Below are 18,978 nucleotides of genomic sequence, written 5' to 3'. Positions count from 1 at the left end.
TTGCTGCCTATCGAGGATTATGTCTTGGGTAAAATGACGGTAAAAACCGTTCCAATTTCTTCTTCAGAAGTGAATGAAATACTACCGTCATAGGCTTCGATAATATTTTTAATCATTGGCAATCCTAGGCCCATACCGCTACTTTTTGTCGTAAATTTAGGTTCGAAAATCAATTGCTTTACCTCTTCAGAAATTCCTTTACCAGAATCGGAAACCGTAATTTTAATGTTATTCCCTTCAGAGGACACTTTTACTTCAATACGCTTATTCGTGCAATTTTCTGAGGCTTGGTCAGCGTTCTTCACCAAATTAGTCACAATTCGAATCAATTGGGTTTTATCCAAATAAGCAAACAATTCTTTTTCCAAGGGTAGGTATTCAATATATTCTTCATTAAAAATATCTAAGGCCATTTTGACCACGCCAATCACTTCTATTTTTTCTCTTTTCTGAGAAGGCATTTTTGCAAAATCAGAAAATGCTGAAGCAATCGAACTCATGACATCGATTTGCTGAATTAAGGTCTGACTGTATTCTGCCAATTTTTCTTTTGCGTTCTCCTCGGTCGGATTGAACTTTCGTTCAAAACTTTGCACTGTTAATCGCATTGGAGTTAGCGGATTTTTAATTTCATGTGCTACTTGTTTTGCCATTTCTCGCCAAGCTTGTTCACGCTCGCTTTTTGCCAACTTGACTGCGCTTTCTGCCAACTCATCGATCATACTATTGTAAGCATCAACCAACACTTCAATCTCTGAACTTGCTGCATTTAAAATAATTTTCTCGTTTCGCTTATTTAATTTTGTCTGCTGAATTTTATCTGAAATTGTTTTAATGGAACGGGTGATGTAGCTCGATAAAAAATATGCCAAGGCAATGGCGATGAGAAACATTAAAATGTACACCAAACTTAACCGTGTGATAAACTCCTTTAATTCGTCTTCAATTTCTGAATTGTCTTGGGTAAACTGAACTTCTAGAATTCCGATTCGTTTGAATTTTGGATCATTGATATAGGAATAGGAAGATTGAAAACCCATATCGTCTTCATGAGATGTTTTTAATATTCGATGGTTTGAATTTTGTGCCAATTTGGAGATGATGTCCTGAGAAAGTGGTTTTTTTTCTATCCTCTCAAAAGCGTTTCCCAAAGAAGTTTTTAAAAGTTTCCCCTCCAAGTCATAAAGCGAAATGTTTAATTTGTTAATGGCAGAAATTTCATAAATACGATCTTGAAAAATTAAAGGAAGGTTGATTGTGTTTACCGGATATTGCGTTTTGTTTTTTAATTCTAATTCAATTGTTTCTTTGGTAATTGCTTCTTTACGCTCAAAACGCTGAATGTTATAATCTTTGGTTTGTTCGTCATATTGGTATACTGTAACCCCCAAAATTAAAACGGATGCCAGCAATACCAATAGGATCATCGATAAAAAGATCCGTATGCGAAGTGATATGTTTTTAAAATTACTCAAGCCTCTTTTTTTTAATGTGAATCATTTTTCTTCTTCCAAACAACCAAAAAGTATTTCGAAAATACTAAAATAACTGCACATAGATGTTCTCGAAAGATAACCAAATTAAAAAAGCCATTACCGTAGTTGTAATGACTTTGTTTTTTTAGCTATTGGTAAGAGCAAAGCTTCTTCTGAGTTGGTTATGCAACAATATTTACTATTTTACTAGGAACAATAATTACTTTTTTTGGAGTTGCTCCTTCCAATTGTGCTATTGTTTTTTCGTCATTCAATACGGCTGTTTCAATTTCCTCTTTCGATAAATCCATCGGCAATTCAATGGTGAAACGCATTTTTCCATTAAATGAAATGGGATAGTTCTTTGTACTTTCTACCAAATACTTTGCTTCAAAAACTGGGAAATTGGCAGTAGCAATTGAGGCTTTATTTCCTAACAAACTCCATAATTCTTCTGAAATATGAGGTGCATAGGGTGATAATAATACCAGTAAAGGCTCTAAAATTTCTCGTTTATTGCACTTTAGTGCAGTCAATTCGTTGACCGCAATCATAAAGGTAGACACAGAGGTGTTGAAAGAGAAGTTCTCGATATCCTCTGACACTTTCTTTAGGGTCTTGTGCAAAGTTTTCAACTCGTCTTGAGTTGGTTTTTCATCAGTAACAGCAATGCCATTTTCGTCTACATACAATTTCCATAATTTCTTTAAGAACGAATACACTCCCGAAATCCCTGAAGTTTTCCAAGGTTTTGCTTGTTCTAAAGGACCTAAAAACATTTCGAACAAACGCAATGCATCGGCACCGTATTCTGCAACAATATCATCTGGATTGACCACATTGTGTTTCGACTTCGACATTTTTTCAACCTCTCTACCAACGACATACTTTCCGTCTTTTAAAAGAAAAAGAGCCTCTGTATAATCCTGATTGATAGGGTGGTTTTTAAACCCTTCTAGGTCCAATTCGTCGGAGGCGTTTACTAAAGAAACATCCGCATGGATTGCTGTTTGAACAATCATGATGCTGTCTGCTTGATCAGGCTTTAAAAAACCATTGTCTAATAAATAATTTTTAACAATCGTTTCAAATTCGGTTTCTGAGCTAAATAGGTTTTTGGAAACAATAAGTGTCGGAAGCTTTTTTAAGGTTTCTTCACTGGTGTGTTCCGTAAAACAGTCAGACTTGATAAACGGAGTTGCTCTATAAACAAAAGCACTAGTTCCCAAAATCATTCCTTGATTGATGAGTTTTTTTGCAAACTCATCGACAGAAACAATTCCTTTGTCAAACAAGAATTTTTGCCAAAAACGCGCATACAATAAATGTCCCGTGGCATGTTCAGATCCTCCTATATATAGATCTACTTCTTTCCAATAGTTCAACGATTCTTTACTAGCAAATGCGCCATCATTGGTCGCATCCATATATCTATTGAAATACCAAGAACTCCCTGCCCAACCTGGCATGGTGTTTAATTCAAGTGGATAAACGGTTTTGTTTTTCAACTTATCGATTGAAACAACTTTCTTCCCACGAGCATCCCAAGCCCATTCAGTTGCATTTCCTAAAGGCGGTTTTCCATCTTCAGTGGGTAAGTATTTTTCAACTTCTGGTAATACGATTGGCAAGTATTTTTCGTCAATCATTTGTGGCATTCCATCTTTATAATACACTGGGAAAGGTTCTCCCCAATAGCGTTGTCGACTAAAAACGGCATCGCGCAAACGATAATTGATTTTTCCATATCCAATGCCTCTTTTTTCCAATTCGGAAATGACCAATTGCATTGCTTTTTTGTAAGAAAGTCCGTTTAAAAAATCGGAATTTGCAAGCACTGTTCCTTCTTTGTCTGTGTGTGCCCCTTCAGAAAGTTCAACCCCTTCAAAAATATTTGGGATTTCAATTCCAAAGTGAGATGCAAAATCAAAATCCCGTTGGTCTCCACAAGGAACTGCCATTACAGCACCTGTTCCATAGTTTGCCAACACATAATCTCCAATCCAAATTTGAATTTTTGCTCCCGTAAACGGATGCAATGCATATGCCCCTGTAAACACTCCCGAAATGGTTTTTACATCTGCCATTCTATCGCGTTCAGAACGTTTTGCGGTTGCTTTAATATAGGCGTTTACTTTTGCTTTTTGTTTGTCTGTTACAATTTTTGACACCAACTCGTGCTCTGGAGCTAAGGTCATAAAAGACACTCCAAATATGGTGTCTGGTCGTGTTGTAAACACCTCAATAGTATAGGCTTTAGACGTTTTCTTTTCTACTTCTTTTTCTGTTTTTACAACTGTTGGAAATTGCAATGCAGTATTGATTTTAGAAACAACTTGCAATACATTATCGATGACCTCTTCGTTGGTAAAACGAACCACATTGAAACCTTCTTTTGCGAAAAAAGCAGTTCTCGAAGCTTCATCTTCTTTTCCAGAAAATTCTACAATGGTATTTTTTGCCAAGCATACATAATCTACTAAAAAAGTACCGATGGTATATTTTTTTCTGAATTTTGCTGCTCCTTTTTTATTTTTTAATTCATCCCAAAGAATTCCTTCTGCTTTTGATAAATTCAATCGCAATTCTTTTAAGGCTTCTAATTCTTTGTATGATAACTTTACATCTGTACTTTCTTTTGAAGAAACTCCATCTACTTTAAAAGAGACCATGGCGCCTTGAGAGCGTCCAATCCAATTAGTTTGAGAATCTTTTAAAGGCTGTGGCCAATCTATGTGCTCCAATCCGTCAAGTAAACGCTGTGCATATGCAGAAATTCGCATGGACCATTGGGTCATTTTTTTACGAACAACAGGGTGTCCTCCTCGTTCTGAAACACCATTGACAATTTCGTCATTGGCTAGAACTGTTCCCAATGCAGGGCACCAATTTACTTGTGTATCCGACAAAAATGTCAATCGGTATTGCAACAAAATTGCTTCCTGTTCCTTTTTTGAAAATGCGTTCCATTCGGCTGCAGAAAAAGGAGTAATATCTTCATCCGCAACTGCATTGACAGTTGTATTTCCGTTTTTTTTAAAAATTGCAATCAGAGTTGAAATGTCTTCTGCCTTATCAGTATCAATATGATACCATGAATTAAAAAGCTGAATAAAAATCCACTGAGTCCATTTATAGTAATTCGGGTCGGAGGTTCGAATTTCACGAGACCAGTCAAAAGAAAAGCCAATTTTATCCAGTTGTTTTCTATAGGTTGTAATATTGGCTTCGGTGGTGGTTGCAGGGTGCTGTCCAGTTTGAATCGCATATTGTTCTGCGGGCAACCCAAAAGAGTCATATCCTTGTGGATGCAATACATTAAATCCTTTATGTCGTTTGTAACGCGCATAAATATCACTTGCAATATATCCTAAAGGATGTCCAACGTGCAGGCCAGCTCCAGATGGATAAGGAAACATGTCTAACACATAATATTTTGGCTTTTCAGAATTATTCTCTGCTTTAAAAGTTTGGTTCTCTGCCCAAAATTTTTGCCAATTTTCTTCGATCTCTTTATGATTGTACTGCATTATTACTTCTTGATTTGAGGGGCAAATTTACGTTTATTCTCCTAAAGAGTAAAGTCTATAGTTCTCTTAAATTATGGGCACAAAAAAACGGTCTATTTGTAAAGGTAGACCGTTGTGTTTTTTAGCTTTTTTAAAACGTATTTTACTGAATAGGCACGGAAACAATCGTGTTTCCCCATCCCATTTTTAAAGTCATGTCTTCGTCAAAAACCATCGAAAAAGCATCGATGTTTTTTTCTGATTTGGAAACAGCTCCAGAAACACGAGCAATATCTTGGTCTTCTTTGTAAAAATATGATCCCCAAACATTTCTTGCGGTATTGAGAATAACGGTCCAATCACCCTCTTCAGAAGGAATTGTAAATAACGAATAGGTTCCTGATTTGACAGCTTTACCACCAAAAGTAACATCTCTATAAAAAGTAATTTCTGCGGCTTCATTTGCTCCTGTTCTCCATACTTTTCCAGCAGGGGCTAATTTTGCTAGATCTCTTCCTTTTAGTTGAGGACGACTGTAAACTACTTTTACAATTTTGTCCGAAACCTTATAACTGCTTGGATATGCCGCAGCATCCATTGGACTTTTATCTAGATCTTTAAATGCCTGAGCTGCAATTTCTGTAGAACTAATAAATGTGATTGCAAAAATTGCAATAGAAAGAATTGATTTTTTCATTTTAATACTTTTTTAATTGTTAAACATTGAATGCACATTAAGAGCAGCCGCAATCTGTATTACATTTTTTTTTAGATTTTGAAGAGAAAAAATACTTTTTCACTAAAAACCCAAGGGCTACAAATAAGATGCAATATACAAGAATTTGTTGCATTAACTTAAAATTTGATAGACAACGAATGATGAAATATATGCCAATCCAGTCATTCCAAACAATTGGATCAAAGGCCATTTTAAGGTCTTGGTTTCTCTTTTTACGATTGCCAATGTAGCCATGCATTGCATTGCAAAGGCATAAAAAACAAGCAAAGACATTCCTGTTGGAAAGTTAAATCGCTTGTTCCCAGTAATGGGATTGATTTCCGATCTCATTTTTTCTTTAATTGTTGTGGTATTTTCGTCATCAGCTGCAACACTGTAGATGGTTGCGAGAGAACTCACAAAAACTTCTCTGGCTGCAAAAGAAGTAATCAATGCAATCCCCACTTTCCAATCGTACCCCAAAGGTCTTATGGCTGGTTCTATGGATTTTCCCATAATTCCAATATAAGAATTTTCTAGTTTTACCGCTCCAATTTTTTGTTGCAATTCTGTTTCTGTCAATGAGTAATTTGCAGTGTTTTCAGTTACCTCTTTTGCTGCATTTTTGAATGATTCGGGACCATTAGATGCCAAAAACCACAACACAACAGACAGCGCCAAAATAATTTTTCCTGCTCCAAAAACAAAAGCTTTTGTTTTTTCTAAAACATCAAAAAGAACATTTTTGATCGAAGGTAATTTGTAATTGGGCATCTCTACCACAAAAAAAGAACTGCTCTTTATTTTTAACGTTTTCTGTAATGTATAGGCCGCAATAATTGCTGTTACAAACCCTAAGGCATACAACATGAGTAAGGTAAATGCTTGCAAATTGTAAAAGCCTAATATTTTTGTATTGGGGATGATCAAAGAAATTAAAATCGCATAGACAGGCAATCTTGCAGAACAAGTGGTGAAGGGCACAACCAAAATTGTTATGAGGCGTTCTTTCCAACTAGAAATAGTTCTTGTCGCCATAATTGCTGGTATTGCACATGCAGTTCCAGAAATTAATGGAATCACACTTTTCCCATTCATTCCATACCTACGCATAATTTTATCCATTAAAAAGACTACGCGACTCATATATCCAGTTTCTTCTAAAACGGCAATAAACAGGAATAGAATGGCTATTTGAGGGATGAAAATAATCACCCCACCAATTCAGGAATGATGCCTTCGACTATTAAATCTGATAAAACTCCAGCGGGTAAATTGCCTCTTGCAAAGTCAGATAACTGAGCAAAAGTGGTGTCAATCAAATCCATTGGTAATGAAGACCAATCGAAAATAGCTTGAAAAATAAGCAGCAATACTAGTAAAAAGAGTACGTATCCGAAAATTTTGTGGGTAAATACTTTGTCGAGTTTTCCTCTTAAATCTGTTGCTTTGCTCTTATCTACGAGATAGGTTTTCTTCAAGACTTTGTTAATTTCTTGATAGCGATAAATCGTTTCTTTGTGCTGGTATTTTTTCAATCGCGACACATCTCTATTGAAAGAAAGGAGCTCGTCTTTTTCTTTCTTTGAAATTCCTTCTGGAAAATTTTTTTGAGTCACCATTAACCACAATTCATACAAACTAAAATTCGGGTTGATGGCCTTGAGACGATCAAAATACTCGGGATCAATTTTGTAGTTCGCATCACACATCGGAGATGCTTTTGCCGCAACATGACACTTTATAATTGCGTCTTTTACAGCATTTATTCCTTGATTTTTTCGGGCACTGATTAAAACAACTTCAGTATTGAGCTCTTCTTTTAATGCAGTTAAATCGATAGAAATTCCTTTTCTGCTCATTTGGTCAACCATATTGATTGCCAAAACTGTTGGAATTTCTAAATCTTTAATTTGAGAAAAAAGGAGTAAATTTCTTTTTAAATTTTCTACATCTGCAACTACTAAAATCACATCTGGAGATTCTTTGATGTCTTTCTTTAATAAGGTTTTTAAAACAATACTTTCATCCATCGAAGTAGGATTGATGCTGTAGGTTCCAGGCAAATCTGTAATGATCGCGTTTTGTGTTGCTGACAGCTTAGACCTTCCTATCTTTTTATCGACAGTTACCCTGGATAATTCCCGACTTTTTGCGTCAACCCTGTCAACTGATTGAACAGGGATGTTTTTCCCGTATTTGGGTTTCCAATTAAAGCAACTTTTATATCGTTTTTAGCCATTCAATATTAGCTTTTAAGAATTTGAATTTGGGCAGCTGTTTCTTTCCTGATTGCCAAATGACTCCCATTGACACAAATATATAAGGGGTCTTTTAAGGGTGCAATTTGGATGAGCTCAACCTCAGCCCCATAGGCAAACAACCCATTTCTAATAGTTTCAATGGAATAGCATCCAATGCTCCTTCAGAAATATATCCAATTTCGCCAATACGTAATGATGCAATTGTATTCACTTTTTTTAATTTGAGCAGCAAAGATAAACGTTTAGAATGATTCTAAACAAGTTAATCATTTCTATATTCTTCTTTTAACACAGAAATGTCTGTTTTCAATTTTTCCATGTCTTTTTTTTCGGTACCGTCATAATAGCCACGGATGCGTCTTTCTTTATCGACCAACACAAATTGTTCTGTATGAATAAAGTCGTTCTCATCACCATTTCCTTCATCTACAACTGCAAAATAACTTTTTCTTGCCAATTCATAAATGTGTTTTTTACTTCCAGTGGTTACATTCCATTTTCCGTCGATCACGCCTTTGCTTTCTGCGTATGCTTTTAAGACCGAAACACTGTCCATCACTGGAGTAACCGAATGTGATAAAAACAGAATGTCATCGTCATCCTTATACTCCTCTTGCAACTCGCTCATATGAAAAGCCATAGTAATACAGATTGTTTGACAGCGCGTGAAAAAGAAATCGGCAACATAAATTTTATCTTGATAATCTTGATGGGTAATGGTTTCTCCATTTTGGTTGATCAATTCAAAATTTGCAATGGTGTGATTTTTTTGAACATGCCTAAGACTTTCATCAACCAAGCGCGGATTTACATCTGCAGGGTTATAGATTTTTAGCTTTTGATCTACTTTTAATAATTGGTAAAAAACCGGCAACGCAACAAGTGAGAACAATGCCAAAAAAAGGAGGGTTGGAAAAGATTTTTTAAAGAAGCTGAAATCCATTTTACATGATATTTCTACAAATTTACAACATAAAAAACCCTAAAAAAAGCAAGCAATTACAAATCCACTCTAAAATCTATGTTAAAATCAAAATCTAGACAAGCTCTTGTTTTTAGAACTCTCTTTAAAACCGTACATTTGCTCGTTCAAAATTTTGATATCATACCAAATGGAAATATTCATAAAAGCATCTCAGTTTATTCTAAGTCTCTCTTTACTCATTGTTTTGCACGAGTTGGGGCATTTTATCCCTGCAAAATTATTCAAAACACGAGTAGAAAAATTTTATCTTTTCTTCGATTATAAATATTCCATTTTTAAGAAAAAAATTGGAGATACTGTGTATGGGATTGGTTGGATTCCGCTTGGAGGATATGTAAAAATCTCTGGAATGATTGATGAAAGCATGGACACTGATCAAATGAAAGAAGAACCAAAACCTTGGGAATTTCGTTCGAAACCAGCTTGGCAACGTTTGATCATCATGCTAGGGGGTGTTTTTGTCAACTTTGTGTTGGGTATTTTTATATACATCTGTTTGATGTGGGCCTATGGAGAGAAATTTTTACCCAATGACAGCGTAAAAGATGGAGTATGGGTGCAAGGAGAATTGGCTACTGAAATTGGATTGCAAAACGGCGACAAAATCTTAACGATTGATGGAGAAAAAATTCGAAAATTTAACGATATCACCGTCGGATTTATCAACGGAAATAATTTTACCATTGATCGAAATGGAGAAACCATTGCCAAAGATCTTCCTGTAGACTTTATTTCAAAATTAATTGCTCGAAAAAACAATGCTGAAGGACCTATTGTAGCTCCAAGATATCCTTTTGTGATTGGAAAAGTACAAAAAGACTCTTTAAATGGAAAGAGCGATTTAAAAGCGAAAGACTTTATTACTGCCATCAACGGAAACCCTATTAAGTATTACGATGAGGCTAAAGGAATTTTAGACACCTACAAAGGACAAGACATTACAGTAACAGTACGAAGAGAGGGGGAACTCAAAGAAGTTCCGGTAAGCGTTTCCAATAACGGCTATATTGGGGTGCAATTCACAAACATTCCTTACAAAGATTTGGAACGATTGGGCTACTACCAATTGGCTGATATTGAATATTCTTTTACTGAAGCTGTTCCTGCAGGAATGACTAAATCTTGGAGCACATTGACCAATTATGTAAAACAATTAAAGAAAATTTTTAATCCAGAAACAGGTGCCTATAAAGGTTTGGGAGGCTTTATATCGATTGGAAGCATCTTTCCTTCAGAATGGAGTGCAGAGTCTTTCTGGACAATTACCGCATTCTTATCCATCATGTTGGGCTTTATGAATCTTTTACCCATCCCTGCTTTAGACGGTGGACATGTGGTGTTTACTCTTTGGGAGATCGTTACAGGTAAAAAACCAAGTGACAAATTTTTAGAATACGCACAAATTATCGGATTCTTCTTATTGGTTGGACTGTTATTATTCGCAAATGGAAATGACATTTTTAAGCTCTTAAAATAACGAATTAGCAATATCATAAAAGTAAAAAGCGAGCCAATGGCTCGCTTTTTACTTTTGAATTCAACTCTTTGCTGTTTTACAAGACCTCAGAGATTTTAAAAACGTATGAGGTCCTCGCAATAGGTTGACTGTAGGCTTTTCTCTTAGAAAAAGTTATTTTTTAGAAGAAGTGTCTTTTGCTGTTTCTCCTTCTGCAGGTTCCGCTTCAGTTTCTTTTCCTTTTAAATATTCTGGCAATTGCATTCCTGCCATGTTGAACATTTCTTGAAGCGGTGGTACAGCTTTGTACATTCCTGAAATAAAATTTGAGGTAGACGATTTTCCGTCTTTTCCACTGCCATTTTCCCAAACCGTTACCTTGTCAATCTTAATGTTTTTAATCGCTTCAGCTTGAAGACCTACTAATTCCGGTAATTTGTCTGCAATCAATAAGAGTGCTGCATTATGAGAATCGTTTCCTGCAGCTTTTACAATCTGATCAAGACCCGCAGCTTGTTTGGTCAGAACTTCATAAACTCCTTTTGCTTCTGCTTCTGCTTTTAAGAAAATCGCATCTGCTTCTCCTTTTGCAATTCTTCTGATGTTTTCTGCACGTGCTTCTGCATCAATTTCTACTTTCCGCTTGTCAATCTCAGCAGGAACAATAACATCTGCCATTTGGGAAGAACGCTCACGCTCTGCTCTTACTAACTCTGCTAACTGCTCGGCAGCATACGACTCTTCTAAGGCCTTAGCACTTTGTACTTTCTCTGATGCGATTGCAACTCGCTCTGCTTCTGCTTCACGCTGTCTTCGTTTAGAGTCAGAATTGGCTATCGCAATTTTTGCAGTATTTTCTCCTTCTACGGCCTGAGCATTCGCTGCCGCAACCTTTGTTCTTTGATCTTGTAACGCATTTGCCTCTCCAATAGATCCGTCTCTATTCTTTTCAGCAACCGATTTCCTTGCAGCGTTAATGGCATGGGCAGCTGCCTCTTTCCCTAAAGCTTCAATATATCCTGACTCATCAACAATATCGGTAATATTTACGTTGATTAATTTCAATCCAACTTTCTTCAATTCCGACTCTACACTTTGAGAAATATTGGTTAAAAATTTATCCCTGTCTGAATTGATTTCTTCAATATCCATTGAAGCAACCACCAAACGCAATTGCCCAAAAATAATTTCCTGTGCCAATTCTTGAATTTCATTTTGGCCCAATCCCAATAACCGTTCTGCCGCATTCTGCATTATCCTGGTTCTGTAGAAATTCCGATGGTAAATCTTGAGGGAACATTTACACGAATATTCTGCTTAGAAAGAGCGTTTACCAAATTGACTTCAATAGAAATTGGCGTTAAATCTAAAAACTGATAATCTTGAATTACTGGAAAAATGAACGCTGCACCCCCATGAATACATTTGGCAGACTCACCGCCACTCACTTTTCCATACACAACTAAAATCCTATCGGAAGGACACCTTTTATATCGTTTGAGTATTCCAACGATAAGAATAAAAATAAATACTATGGCAATTCCAATTCCTACCAAGCCTGCAAATGGGCTACTACTTTGCAATCCTATTAAATTAAGCATCATGATTTCTTATTTTTGAGGTTCTACAATTAATATTCCGTTACTTGTTACTTCTATCACTTTAATTACTTTTCCTTGAGTTAAATCTTCATCGGCATCTGTTAAAGCCTCGAGTTCTCTTAAAGCTCCTTGAACTTTTATTTGAATTTTTCCAATTTTAGACCTGTTTGCTCCTACTGTTAAATACACTTCTCCAATCTCGTATAAGGCATTTTTCATTTTTAACGTTCCACTAGAACTTAACTTACTGATGTAGTAAAACATGGCCGCCATTACAAACATCATTAGCAGACCACAGGCAATAGAAATTAAAATGGTAATTGCTTTTGAATTTCCTACATCGATGCTAGCAATTCCGCTCCACCCAAAAAGGGCGAAAAAAGCAACAAGGTTTTTAAATGTAAAAAATTGAAAGCCAGCACCCGTATCTGCTTCAATTTCCACATCTACATCGCCAATATCATCTCCTTCTGCACCAATAAAAGTGCCTATTAAAATAAATAAAAAAATAAGAGTTGAGATCCCTGTGATTATCCAATAGGTTTGTTGGAAAGAGGATAATCCTGAAAACCATTCTGTCATAACATTTTGTTTTTAAAGTGAATATATCGTTCTAACAATACAACGGATAAATCTTCACTGATAAAACCAAAAAAGCACTACACAAAAACCTGTAAATTCGATTCCTGTTTTAAAAGAAATACCCCCTGCTACTTATATAGGTAGTATAAACTTCTGTTTTGTTACAAAAAAAACAAAAATGCCTCGAAAAAATCTCGAGGCATTATAAAAAACGTGGTTGTTTTCACTAGAGGTGAAATCTCATTCCAAATAGAAAAGACTTTGGAGGCATTGGTACAAAACCAGACTCGATGTATGCTGCATCGAAAATATTATTAGCCGTTAGCGTAAAGCTGATGTTAGGAAGAGAAACAATCACAGAGGCATCCCATACATGATAACTAGTTCCTATAGTTCGTTCTGCATATTTGTGAATAATGTTTTGACGTATATTTTTAAAGAACTGAGAACTAAAGCGAGTACTCAATTGGTGTCGTAAGGTATTTAAAGAATACCGCGACAAGTCTTTGTTTTGATCTAAAATATCATCCTTTAAATAAGAATATCCAAAAGCAAGTGTTTGACGAAAGTTGTTGGCAGTAAAATGATACAATCCGTCCAACTCCATCCCTTGTGTTTTTACATCGGTAATATTTGTTGCAGTAAAAACACTTGTCGCAGTATTTGCTCTAATAAAATCGATTAAATTATCTGAATTTCGGTTGAAAAAAGCAATGGAACCAGTAAAATTAGCTCCGCGATATTTCATTCCTATTTCTTGAGAAAAAGCTTCTTCGGGTGCTAAGTTTGGATTTCCACTTGTGCTTGGTGAATTGTAAAACAAATCGGTATAGGTAGGGATTCTGTAGGTAACCCCTACATTTCCGTAAGCTTTTAAGTTGGCCGATAGTTGATATCCAATATCTAATCCTGGGAAGGCATGAAATTTAAAATCAGAGAAATATGTTACCGCAACCCCTGGTGTAATATCTAATTTGTCATTCAACAGATGAAAACGATGCTCTAAAAATAAATTTGCCATAGTTCGCTCTCGATCTCCCAAATTATTACTGCTGATGGAAACCTTAGAAATATCAACTCCAAATCCGGTAATTCCAACATTCGAAGTATACGATGCATTGGTTTCTACTCCCACTTTATGTGTAATATGTTGATTTCTAAAAAACCCAGGATTCTCTCTTTTCAAAAGAAAAATATCTTGTCCTCTCTTCCAATAAGCTCTGGGTTTGATTTTAAAATTTCCCGTATTAAAAGTAGTTGAAACACCAATCAAGCTACTCTGTGTCTCTTCATACTCGTTAAATCCAAAAGATTCTGGCGTATAAAAATTTTGTGCACCAAATTTTTTATCGAAAAAAGCGGCAATCATTTCAATCGGTTGTTTCTTTTTGTTGAAAACACCTTTCAAAAAATAGTTGGAATTCTTATAATCAGAATTGTCTCGGTATCCATCTGAAGACAATACCCCCACATGCGCAATTACTGAGGTATTTTCATAACTCTTTCCTACGGTTAAAGATCCGTTTGTTTGTCCAAAAGAGCCCTTTTCTTGATGGACAGAAACGCTGTTGTTCAACTTCTTTTTGGTTACGATATTGATGGCTCCCGTAAAGGCGTTTTGTCCAAAAACTCTTGCTGCAGGTCCTTTAATAATCTCTATTCGTTCAATTACTTCAATAGGCAAAGCGGCGTTCATGGTATGATGTCCAGTCTGTGCATCATCCATTTTTATTCCATCAATTAACAGTAAGGTTTGATCAAAACCTCCTCCTCTTATATATAAATCTGCCTGACTTCCGGCGGTTCCGCGCCTTCTAATATCTACTCCAACGACTTGTTGCAACAAATCGGCTACATTGGTTGCAGCGCTATTAGCAATGTCTTGTGAAGTGATCATTTGTATTGTTCTCGAATTTTCTTTGAACGGCAAATCAATTCTCGTCGATTTGATTACAATGGTATCTAATTGTTGAGGAACCACCGTTTCTTGAGAAAAAAATGGCACTTGCATCAGAACAAATGAAAAAAGTAGTAATTTATTTCGTGTCATTTTGATTATTATTTTAATTTAAAGATGCTACAAAAGTGGTAACTTTCCGGACGCCTAAAATAGACCCGTTTTAAAATGATAGATAGTCCGGTTATTGCTCTTTTTAAACAGCTAATTAATTTTGATAAATCGGTATCTCAACCTGTTTATATCCAAGTTTCACAGCAAATTGTAAATGCCATACAACGGAAATATATTAGCAAAGGTACAATGTTACCGGGAACTCGTGTATTGGGTCAGTTATTAAAAATTCACAGAAACACAGCCGTTGCTATCTACGAGGAGCTGGCTTCTCAAGGTTGGGTAGAAATAATCCCCAACAAAGGTACATTTGTTATAGAATCAGTCCTTAAAAAAGCAAGTATCACAGCGCCTTCACAAAAAATAAATGGCGCAAATACCTATGCAAAGTCAACAGGATTTCTTTTCCAAAAATCATTTCATTTAGCATCGACTGTTCAATTAACTAACGCAATGTATACCATTAACGATGGGAAACCCGATTTACGATTGCACCCTGTGCATGAGTTTACACGGTGGTACAGTGCGTCCATGAAACGAAAAACGCTGATAAAAAAATGGGACAGCCCCAACGAATCTTCCTGTTCTTTGTTTCAAACTCAACTGTGTAATTATTTAAATACAACTAGAGGTTTTCATATAAAACCTAATAATCTAATAAGTACGCGCAGTACAGAACTGAGTTTATACATCGTATCTCAATTATTAATACAACAAAATGATGTCGTATTGGTTGGACGGTTAAGCAACTATGCCTCAAATATGATTTTTCAACAAGCCGGTGCAACCATCAAAACAATTCCTGTAGATACTGATGGTTTGGATATTGAATACATAAAAACCCATTTTATAAAACGAAGTATTCGATGTGTATACATCTGTGCTCATAGAGATTATCCAACAGGAGTAAAGTTCAGCGCAGAACGTCGCTTAAAATTGTTAGAACTTGCTAAAGAGTATGAGTTTGCTATTATTGAAGATGATTACGATTACGACTTTCAGTTTGAAGGCTCTGCAATGTTGCCTATGGCAAGTGCAGATGCTAACGGTATGGTTATTTATTTAGGGAAACTTGGACAATCATTATTTCCAAGTTTTCAAACAGGTTTTGTCGTAGCACCAGAAAACCTCATCTCGGAAGCAAAAAATTATCTGGAATTATTGGATAAGCAAGGCGATTTAATACAAGAACAAATACTCTCGGATCTAATTAATGAAGGTGAGATTTATCGTCTCATGAAAAAAAACATTATGATATATAGACAAAGACGAGATAATGTATGCACGCTCCTGACCAAATATTTTGCAACAATAGCACAATGGAAAATCCCCTCTGGAGGATTGGCAATTTGGTTGCAATTTGAACCTAAAATATCCTTAGTGAAATTAGCAGAAGAAGCCGAAAAAGAGGATTTATTTCTACCAAAAATTATTCTTTATCAAGACAAAAACACCTGTGCCATTCGCTTTGGTTTTGGGCACCTAGATAAAGACGAAATAGCAACTGTTATTAAAAAACTAAAAAAAGCTTATCAAAAGGTTACTCTGAGAAAGATGGAAAAATAGTTTTCTAGCTTTAGAATACGCTAAAACAGTCTCTATAACGAATCTGATCAACAATTCGACCAAAACAAGTTTTTATTTAAATTCAACTTTATTTTTAACCTTAGTCTTTTAGGTCTTTTAGGTATCTTTGTGGTCATGTTTGCATTGATCGATTGTAATAACTTTTATGCCTCTTGTGAGCGGGTTTTTAATCCGAATTTACAAGGAAAACCGATTGCTATTTTAAGCAATAATGACGGTTGTGTGATTTCTATGAGCGATGAAGCCAAAAAATTACAATTGCCTTTTGGCGCACCTATTTTTAAATGGGAACGATTTTGCAAAGAACAAAACATTACGATTTTATCTTCCAATTATCCGTTGTATGGAGATATGAGTGCACGGGTAATGACTATTTTGGCGGCATTTTCTCCAGAAGTAGAGGTCTATTCTATAGATGAATCTTTTTTGAAATTGGACGGATTTGAAAAGTACAACCTCTCTGAATATGCGACAACCATGAGAAGCAGGGTTTTAAAGTGGACAGGGATTCCTACTTGTGTCGGTATTGCCCCCACAAAAGCACTCTGTAAAGTTGCCAATAAAATTGCTCGTTCCAACTTGAAACAATCGAAAGGAATTTGTGTGATCGATTCTGAAGAAAAAAGAATTAAAGCCTTGAAATGGACAAAAATTGGAAATGTTTGGGGAATTGGTCGTCAACTCAAAAAACAATTGGAAGCCAAAGGATGCCAAACTGCCTACGACTTTACACAACTCCCTAGCGATTGGGTTTTAAAGAAACTCTCTATTGTCGTATGGCGATTGCAAAAAGATTTGCAGGGCATTTCTAAAATTCCTTTAGAGGAAATTTCCTCCAAAAAAGTAATTGCTACCACCCGAAGTTTTGAGCAAACCTACTCGGATATTGAAAATATAAAAGAACGTATTTCTACTTTTGCGGCACGATGTGCTGAAAAATTACGCAAACAAGAGTCGAGCTGCCACATGCTTATTGTACAACTTTCTAGTGACCGTTTTCAAAAAGAAGCCCCACAGCATCGGGAAAGTAAAACCGTTGTTTTTTCATATCCAACAGACTCTACCTTAGTCCTTGCAAATGCTGCAGTAACCGCTATAAAGACTATTTTTAAACCGGGAATTAAATACAAAAGGGCAGGAGTTATTGTTGCAGGATTGGTGCCAAATGACAACTTTCAACTCAATTTATTTACACAAGAAAACCCAAAACACAAACCTTTAATGGCTGCCATCGATGGCTTGAACAGAAAATTTAAATCGGATAAAATTAAATTGGGAAATCAAGATTTAAACCGCACTTGGAAAATGCGTCAAGAACGCTTGTCTTCAAAATTTACCACCAATATCAAAGAAATCATCAGTGTACACTAATATGACAAGCAAAAAAAACAACCTTCGTTTTTTTACCCCAAAAATCACTTCTGAAAAAGGAAGCATTTTAATTGATGTCGGAATTTCAGCAGGGTTCCCATCGCCAGCGGACGATTTCAGAGAAACACGTATTTCTTTAGATGCTGAGCTAATTACCAACAAAGAAGCTACTTTTTTTGCGAGAGTTCGCGGTCAATCAATGATTGGCGCAGGTTTGGACGATAATGACCTACTGGTTATTGACCGAAGTTTAGAACCTGTAAACAACAAAATTGCGGTCTGTTTTTTAGATGGCGAATTTACAGTAAAACGCTTACGTGTTGAAGGAAAAGACGTTTGGCTACAGCCAGAAAATCCTGATTATCCAGTAATAAAAATAACCGAAGACCTCGATTTTGTCATTTGGGGAATTGTCACGAACGTCATCAAAAAGGTCTAGTTTTTTATTTGCAGGTATTCGCTTTAAAATTCAACGAAGCTTTTAAAACATCTTTTTGACTGATTTGTCCAATTAATTTTCCGTTCTCTACCACTGGAAATCTTCTTCTTTTAGAATTGATAAATTTGGTGGCAGCATCAAAAATATTCATGTCTTTGTCTATGGTATCTACATTTGTAATCATTTTTTTAGCAACTGTATTGTTGCTGTCAGAAGGCATATTGTAGTATTTACTTTCAGAAATATGTTTGATACAATCGGTTTCAGAGATAATTCCAATCAACTCATTTTGATCGTTCACAACTGGGCCTCCAGAAATCTTATTCGAAATTAAAAGATGAATGACATGATCTAAAGAATCTTCTGGTTTGAATGTAATAAGTTTTTTGGTCATATAATCTGACACTAAAATTTGTACGGATTCTTTTCCTTGAGACGTATCTCTCTTTCCTTGAAAACTTTTTATACCCATGATGAAGTTGTTTTATTTTGATTTAAAGTTAGTCTTTTTTTATAAAAAACATTCCATTTTTTTTATTCCTTCCATTCATCTAAATCTATAAAAAAATGTTGTTCTGTGAAATAGGTTCCAAAGATATTGTTTGAATATAGAATATCAAATGACTGTTTTTTTTTGAAAAATACAAATTAATCCTTAATGTACATAAAAAAAGGCACATCTCTTTTACCCGCTCCATACTCTATGACTTAAGCAAAAAAGGTCTCAGTTACGGAGCTGCAATATTGAAAAGCTGTTAATAAAAAGAGGCCTGACAGTGGGAAGAAAAAAATCATATCGCTCAAAGTAGGAAGACTGTACGTAGCGAAGAGCATTACGAAGGCAGAGCCAAAAAGCAAATACAATCCGCAATTTACCCAGCACACAAAAACTGATTTTAGAGCTTTTCCTACCTCTATGC

13 protein-coding genes and 3 pseudogenes are annotated in these 18,978 nt (G+C 35.7%); 4 read left to right on the top strand and 12 right to left on the bottom strand.

All coding sequences use genetic code 11. The features are described from left to right. Positions 1-17: 17 nt before the first annotated feature. From RRF69_RS05740 to RRF69_RS05705, 8 genes and pseudogenes are all read right to left on the bottom strand, one after another. Positions 18-1,427 (bottom strand): sensor histidine kinase, encoded by a 1,410-nt coding sequence (locus RRF69_RS05740; protein WP_316941113.1) that lies wholly within the window; start codon positions 1,425-1,427, stop codon positions 18-20. A 230-nt stretch (positions 1,428-1,657) separates the two neighbouring features. Beyond that, complete coding sequence (locus RRF69_RS05735) at positions 1,658-5,005, bottom strand: leucine--tRNA ligase (protein WP_316941064.1); 3,348 nt, start codon at positions 5,003-5,005, stop codon at positions 1,658-1,660. A gap of 142 nt (positions 5,006-5,147) precedes the next feature. Further along, on the bottom strand, positions 5,148-5,681 hold the full coding sequence (locus RRF69_RS05730; RefSeq protein ID WP_316941063.1) for a DUF2911 domain-containing protein: 534 nt from the start codon (positions 5,679-5,681) through the stop codon (positions 5,148-5,150). 153 nt (positions 5,682-5,834) lie between these two features. Next, positions 5,835-6,917 (bottom strand): ferrous iron transporter B, encoded by a 1,083-nt coding sequence (locus RRF69_RS05725; RefSeq protein WP_316941062.1) that lies wholly within the window; start codon positions 6,915-6,917, stop codon positions 5,835-5,837. Beyond that, complete coding sequence (locus RRF69_RS05720; RefSeq protein ID WP_316941112.1) at positions 6,914-7,888, bottom strand: FeoB small GTPase domain-containing protein; 975 nt, start codon at positions 7,886-7,888, stop codon at positions 6,914-6,916. Before RRF69_RS05720 ends, RRF69_RS05725 begins: the two co-directional genes overlap by 4 nt. Further along, a pseudogene (locus tag RRF69_RS05715) lies at positions 7,876-7,944 on the bottom strand (GTPase); the annotation flags it as partial. The pseudogene RRF69_RS05715 and the gene RRF69_RS05720, both read right to left, overlap by 13 nt. 6 nt (positions 7,945-7,950) lie before the next feature. Further along, a pseudogene (locus RRF69_RS05710) lies at positions 7,951-8,177 on the bottom strand (ferrous iron transport protein A). A gap of 51 nt (positions 8,178-8,228) precedes the next feature. Continuing rightward, positions 8,229-8,909, bottom strand: coding sequence for an SCO family protein (locus tag RRF69_RS05705; protein ID WP_316941061.1), 681 nt, complete (start codon positions 8,907-8,909; stop codon positions 8,229-8,231). Between the two features lie 169 nt (positions 8,910-9,078). Between RRF69_RS05705 and rseP the strand changes: the two genes are divergently transcribed. Then, a complete protein-coding gene (rseP, locus tag RRF69_RS05700; protein ID WP_316941060.1) occupies positions 9,079-10,428 on the top strand; it encodes an RIP metalloprotease RseP in 1,350 nt (449 codons plus the stop codon). A gap of 153 nt (positions 10,429-10,581) precedes the next feature. On the opposite strand, the pseudogene RRF69_RS05695 reads toward rseP, so the two are convergent. From RRF69_RS05695 to RRF69_RS05685, 3 genes and pseudogenes are all read right to left on the bottom strand, one after another. After that, positions 10,582-12,008: pseudogene (locus RRF69_RS05695) on the bottom strand (flotillin family protein). 9 nt (positions 12,009-12,017) lie between these two features. Beyond that, a complete protein-coding gene (locus tag RRF69_RS05690) occupies positions 12,018-12,590 on the bottom strand; it encodes a hypothetical protein (protein WP_316941059.1) in 573 nt (190 codons plus the stop codon). A 226-nt stretch (positions 12,591-12,816) separates the two neighbouring features. Continuing rightward, a complete protein-coding gene (locus RRF69_RS05685) occupies positions 12,817-14,640 on the bottom strand; it encodes a TonB-dependent receptor plug domain-containing protein (RefSeq protein ID WP_316941058.1) in 1,824 nt (607 codons plus the stop codon). Between the two features lie 75 nt (positions 14,641-14,715). Here RRF69_RS05685 and RRF69_RS05680 point away from each other — a divergent pair, with 75 nt between their 5' ends. The 3 genes from RRF69_RS05680 to RRF69_RS05670 all read left to right on the top strand — a co-directional run bounded on the left by RRF69_RS05680 (position 14,716) and on the right by RRF69_RS05670 (position 18,058). After that, positions 14,716-16,227 carry a PLP-dependent aminotransferase family protein gene (locus RRF69_RS05680; RefSeq protein ID WP_316941057.1) on the top strand — a complete coding sequence of 504 codons (1,512 nt, stop codon included), beginning with the start codon at positions 14,716-14,718 and terminating at the stop codon, positions 16,225-16,227. 135 nt (positions 16,228-16,362) lie between these two features. After that, positions 16,363-17,619: a Y-family DNA polymerase gene (locus tag RRF69_RS05675; RefSeq protein WP_316941056.1), complete on the top strand. Its 1,257-nt coding sequence runs from the start codon at positions 16,363-16,365 to the stop codon at positions 17,617-17,619. A 1-nt stretch (position 17,620) separates the two neighbouring features. Beyond that, a complete protein-coding gene (locus RRF69_RS05670) occupies positions 17,621-18,058 on the top strand; it encodes a translesion error-prone DNA polymerase V autoproteolytic subunit (protein ID WP_316941055.1) in 438 nt (145 codons plus the stop codon). Between the two features lie 4 nt (positions 18,059-18,062). Here RRF69_RS05670 and RRF69_RS05665 read toward each other — a convergent pair whose 3' ends face one another. Then, positions 18,063-18,530 carry a CBS domain-containing protein gene (locus tag RRF69_RS05665; protein ID WP_316941054.1) on the bottom strand — a complete coding sequence of 156 codons (468 nt, stop codon included), beginning with the start codon at positions 18,528-18,530 and terminating at the stop codon, positions 18,063-18,065. Positions 18,531-18,978: the final 448 nt, after the last annotated feature.

This window comes from Polaribacter sp. HL-MS24 (genome assembly GCF_032758595.1).
Classification (GTDB): Bacteria; Bacteroidota; Bacteroidia; order Flavobacteriales; family Flavobacteriaceae; genus Polaribacter.
The sequence above is the reverse complement of the archived record's forward strand: the minus strand, read 5'-3'. Positions and strand labels throughout refer to the sequence as shown.

What these genes read in the sequence shown, in the direction of transcription:
- RRF69_RS05740 (WP_316941113.1), bottom strand. Translation starts at nt 1,427, where the DNA reads ATGATCCTATTGGTATTGCTGGCATCCGTTTTAATTTTGGGGGTTACA.
- RRF69_RS05735 (WP_316941064.1), bottom strand. Translation starts at nt 5,005, where the DNA reads ATGCAGTACAATCATAAAGAGATCGAAGAAAATTGGCAAAAATTTTGG.
- RRF69_RS05730 (WP_316941063.1), bottom strand. Translation starts at nt 5,681, where the DNA reads ATGAAAAAATCAATTCTTTCTATTGCAATTTTTGCAATCACATTTATT.
- RRF69_RS05705 (WP_316941061.1), bottom strand. Translation starts at nt 8,909, where the DNA reads ATGGATTTCAGCTTCTTTAAAAAATCTTTTCCAACCCTCCTTTTTTTG.
- rseP (WP_316941060.1), top strand. Translation starts at nt 9,079, where the DNA reads ATGGAAATATTCATAAAAGCATCTCAGTTTATTCTAAGTCTCTCTTTA.
- RRF69_RS05690 (WP_316941059.1), bottom strand. Translation starts at nt 12,590, where the DNA reads ATGACAGAATGGTTTTCAGGATTATCCTCTTTCCAACAAACCTATTGG.
- RRF69_RS05685 (WP_316941058.1), bottom strand. Translation starts at nt 14,640, where the DNA reads ATGACACGAAATAAATTACTACTTTTTTCATTTGTTCTGATGCAAGTG.
- RRF69_RS05680 (WP_316941057.1), top strand. Translation starts at nt 14,716, where the DNA reads ATGATAGATAGTCCGGTTATTGCTCTTTTTAAACAGCTAATTAATTTT.
- RRF69_RS05675 (WP_316941056.1), top strand. Translation starts at nt 16,363, where the DNA reads ATGTTTGCATTGATCGATTGTAATAACTTTTATGCCTCTTGTGAGCGG.
- RRF69_RS05670 (WP_316941055.1), top strand. Translation starts at nt 17,621, where the DNA reads ATGACAAGCAAAAAAAACAACCTTCGTTTTTTTACCCCAAAAATCACT.
- RRF69_RS05665 (WP_316941054.1), bottom strand. Translation starts at nt 18,530, where the DNA reads ATGGGTATAAAAAGTTTTCAAGGAAAGAGAGATACGTCTCAAGGAAAA.